The organism is Dietzia sp. HMSC21D01 (assembly GCF_001815995.1).
Classification (GTDB): Bacteria; Actinomycetota; Actinomycetes; order Mycobacteriales; family Mycobacteriaceae; genus Dietzia; species Dietzia cinnamea.
The window spans coordinates 1-3,732 of sequence record NZ_KV823903.1; the positions used below are offsets into that span (position 1 = coordinate 1).

Here is a 3,732-nt window from a genome sequence, read left to right on the forward strand (position 1 = left end):
CCCCGCCAGCCGGGACCTCAAAGCCGTGCGCGAGAACCGCTTCGTCAATCTGCCCTACGGTATGTGGGTCTCGAGCCCGCTGAACATCGACGCGGCCGAGACGCTCCGCGCAGTCCTGGAAAAGCACGATCTCGCACCCCAAACGGGCATCACCCCTGGCCTTGACGTGAGCGCTCTTCGTCTCCGTGGCAACGACTGGCTCTAAGCCCTCGAACCATGGCCGGCCGGGACGCACGTAACAAACCCCGCCCCCTCCCCGGAGCGCATTTCGCTGTCGCAGGTCCGGCCAACCTGCCCCTGCCTGCCCTCGCTATGCGATCGGCAGGCAGGGGCGTGTCTTACTTACTGGTGGCGGGCGTGCTTGCCCTGTTAGCCGCGATGGTTCTTCGTGTGGCCAGTGCCAGGTCGATCGTGAGGAACACGGCGAGCGAGGCGCCCAATAACGGAAGGAACGCTCCGATCGCCACAGCGAGTGCTGCGGCGATGAGGTAGGCCTGCCAGTGGTGGCCGGTGAGCTGGCCCAGGGCGGTGGGCAGTCCGCCGCGGGTGGGACGGCGCCTCCACCACATTCGGTAGCCAAGGATCGCCATCGCAACGATCGCCAGAGCTGTGGCGGCGAGAGCGATCTGCAGGGGTAGGCCGAACAGGATTCCCATGTGGAGGTAGATGCCCCATGAGGAGAGTTTCGAGTACAGCGAGAGATCGTCGAAGTCCTGCGTATCGACTATCCGGCCAGTGGCGCCGTCGATGGCGATCGAGTCGGAACTGAAGGTCCACGGGACCCACCGCTCGCTGACTTTCCAGGCGGTGTCGGCCTCGCTGGGCGGGAACATCCGCACTGGCCCGTCCAGGCCGGCCTGGCGTGCCACAGCCAGGACCTCGTGGGCTTGGGCGACCGGGACCTGGAAGGCCGCTGAAGTCGGGGTGTGGCCTTGGTGCTCGGAATGCTCGCCCGCTGCCGCTGGTGCGTTTTCGGTCAAGGACGTCTGCAACGGCTCTGATCGCCAGCTCATCTTGTCCACGACGGTGTCGATGTTGGCGCCGGCGAAGGTCGACCAGGTCAGGCCGGTCATCGCTATGCCGAGGATGGCGATGGTGAACCAGGTACCCAGGGTGGCGTGCAGGCTCATCGTCTTCTGGCGTGATCCGGGACGGGCCGGAATCCCTCGCAGGAAGGGGCTCATGGTGGAAGTTTTTCCGTGGCGTGTGGAACGCACCTTGCGCCACCACAGGACGAGTCCGGTGAGCGCGAGGATGAGCAGCCAGGAGGCGGCGAGCTCGGAGTAGACCTCACCGGGCGGGCCGAGGTGGAGATCCCTGTGCAGGCTGGAGATCCAGCTGCGCACCGGCAGCTCGCCGAGCCCGCTGTAGCTGGAGAGATCGCCCTGCACTGTTGCGGTGCCCGGGTCGACGAAGACAGCACGTTCCAGACCGTCTTCGAGGGAGTCATCGGCGAACAGGATGCGGGTGGCGGTTCCGGGGTGGTCGGCAGGCCAGATCTGGACCACGTCCAGGCCGGGGAACCGGGCCTGCGCGGCGGCGATCTGCTGCTCCAACGGCAGCACGGTCGACGAGGGTGGCGCGGTGATCTGGTCGTGGTAGACGAGCTTTTCCAGGGTTGGCGCCACTGCGTAGAGGGCCCCAGACAGGGCCGCGACGATCAGAAACGGTGCGACGAAAACCCCGGCGTAGAAGTGGACGCGCGCCAGGATCGCGCCAAGCTGAGCGCCCACAGAGCGGGTGGGGTGGTCTGGTCCGGATGGACCGGGGTCGTGGGTGTGACTGGCGGTGGGATGTGTGACAGACATGATCGAGAAACAAGACCTTTCACGCAGGTGCTGGTGCGCACTGGTGCGCCCACAGGTGTGGCGGGGTGCGCCGTGTGTAACGGCTGCGGTGTAGGGGTGGGAACGGCGGGCACGACCGATCACCCGACGGTGCCCCGGCATTTGCATTACGGGGCTGGGGGTCGGGGAAGGGATAGTGACCACACCGGCAGGCGGGCAGGTCGTCGCGTTGCGGCATACGCGCGGTGGTGCCCGGTGCGCCCTGTAGTGGGGCGCAGCGGGGCGCACTGACCGCACGCCGCAGTAGCGGTGACCGGTGCCCGCCGCGCGGCTAGGTGGCGAGCGGTGTGGGTTTAGTTGTCGTGGTTCATCCCGCTATGGGCGTCACCGACGTACTGTTCCTCGCCGCCTTGGAAGTCCCGGGCGGAGACGGTGATGTCCTGCTCGGTGGTGTCGTCGAACTGCAGGGTGATGGTGATCTGCTGACCGGTCGTGATGGGCTGGTCGAGATCCATCAACATGATGTGGTTGCCGCCGGGCTCGAGCACCAACTCGCCGCCGGCGGGGATGACAAACCCGTCTTCCTTTTCTTGCATCATCGACCCGGAGGCGCCTGGAACGGTCTCGTGCAGTTCGGTGGTGCCACCGACCTGGCCGGTGACGCCGGTCAGGTGTAGCTCGGTGTCACCGGGGTTGCGGATCGTGCCGAACACGCCGCTCATCTCGTCCTCGGTGGCTTTGGCCCAACCGTCGTCGAAGACGACAAGGTCGGTGCCGGTGTCGGCGGGGGCAGGTGTGTCGTCTGTGCTGCAGGCGGCGGTCAGGGCCAGAGCGAGAGCTCCTGCCGTCGCGAGAGCGGTATGGGTGTAGGTACGCATGGCGAGTCCTTGAAAAAGGGGTGTGTGAAGGATCCCAGTAGCCCGGATGCGCTGCTGGGTGCGGGAGAGGTGGTCACACGGCCACGGGCGGCGCTCTTGTTCCTCCACGCGAGATCAGGTACTTGTTCCCACGGGCATCGACCTGCCGAGGCGCCACGAGGATGACCACGGCGCAGGCCAGGTGCACGATTGACGGGGGCAGGAACGTGCGCGCCGACAGCCAGGCCAGGGCCCCGGCCAGCACGGCGATGACCATCAGTGCGGCACCGATCGCGGCCACATGCGCCGCAAGCATTGCCGGGGACATCAGCGCCGCCGCGGATGCCACGGGGTCGAAGGCCGCGGTGTCCATTGCGGCCCGTACAGCTGCCGGATCGGCCACGTGATGTCCAAGCGAATGGGGTGAGGCCGCATGCGCCGCGGAGGTGGGGTGAGAGTGCCCGGCAGACATCACCAGGTGGACGACGCCCTGGCCACAGATCAGCCCGAACGCGGAGGCGACGAGGGGGCGTCGGTGGCGGGCCACCGCGGCAGTGACCGCCCCGACCCCCGCGCTGGCGGCGCCCACCATGAGCACCTGCCCGGCGGTCACCGGTCCCATGTCCAGGGGGGCGGCCAGTCCGTGGGCGCTAATACCGAACACTCCACTGACCACCGCCACGACCATGCCCACGACAGCAGTCAGCGCTGGGGGGAGCTCAGACCGCAGCCGATCAGCCGACACGCGCTGAGCATAGAACACACCCTCATGTCGGCTCACTGCTGCAGATGCCTACCCGAGCGAGGGACGCGGACGAGGTCACGCGGTCGTAACGCCTATGGGAGGTGAGGTTCCCCGGGCGGCGGGGTTCAGGAACTCGGTGTGAGACCGGGGCGGCCCTCGCATGCCGTCAGCGGCCCGAGTTCGACAGCCGACATGAGGCCACTCAACAACTCGATGCTCGCTCACACGCAGGTCACGTGCGGCCCGGACTCGAACGAGCTGCGGGCATCTCGGGGAGCGGTCGAGTTCGCGTGATCGGCAACTCGCCACCGCCAGGTGGAAGGTCTGCGTATTAGATTCATGC

Annotated in this window: 3 protein-coding genes and 1 pseudogene; 1 reads left to right on the plus strand and 3 read right to left on the minus strand. The window is 67.2% G+C overall.

From position 1 onward, the window contains the following. Positions 1 to 205, plus strand: a pseudogene (locus HMPREF3086_RS08450) (iron transporter); the annotation flags it as partial. Positions 206 to 338: 133 nt separating this feature from the next. On the opposite strand, the gene HMPREF3086_RS08455 reads toward HMPREF3086_RS08450, so the two are convergent. From HMPREF3086_RS08455 to HMPREF3086_RS08465, 3 genes are all read right to left on the minus strand, one after another. Next, positions 339 to 1,955, minus strand: a complete 1,617-nt coding sequence (locus HMPREF3086_RS08455) for a PepSY-associated TM helix domain-containing protein (protein ID WP_371441661.1) — start codon at positions 1,953 to 1,955, stop codon at positions 339 to 341. A gap of 185 nt (positions 1,956 to 2,140) precedes the next feature. Continuing rightward, positions 2,141 to 2,665 carry a copper chaperone PCu(A)C gene (locus HMPREF3086_RS08460; RefSeq protein ID WP_070721322.1) on the minus strand — a complete coding sequence of 175 codons (525 nt, stop codon included), beginning with the start codon at positions 2,663 to 2,665 and terminating at the stop codon, positions 2,141 to 2,143. Between the two features lie 73 nt (positions 2,666 to 2,738). Then, positions 2,739 to 3,389, minus strand: a complete 651-nt coding sequence (locus HMPREF3086_RS08465) for a hypothetical protein (protein ID WP_070721324.1) — start codon at positions 3,387 to 3,389, stop codon at positions 2,739 to 2,741. Positions 3,390 to 3,732 lie beyond the last annotated feature (343 nt).

Bases quoted from the DNA above. Each gene is read 5' to 3' on its own strand.
- HMPREF3086_RS08455 (WP_371441661.1), bottom strand. From the start codon at position 1,955: ATGCAAATGCCGGGGCACCGTCGGGTGATCGGTCGTGCCCGCCGTTCC.
- HMPREF3086_RS08460 (WP_070721322.1), bottom strand. From the start codon at position 2,665: ATGCGTACCTACACCCATACCGCTCTCGCGACGGCAGGAGCTCTCGCT.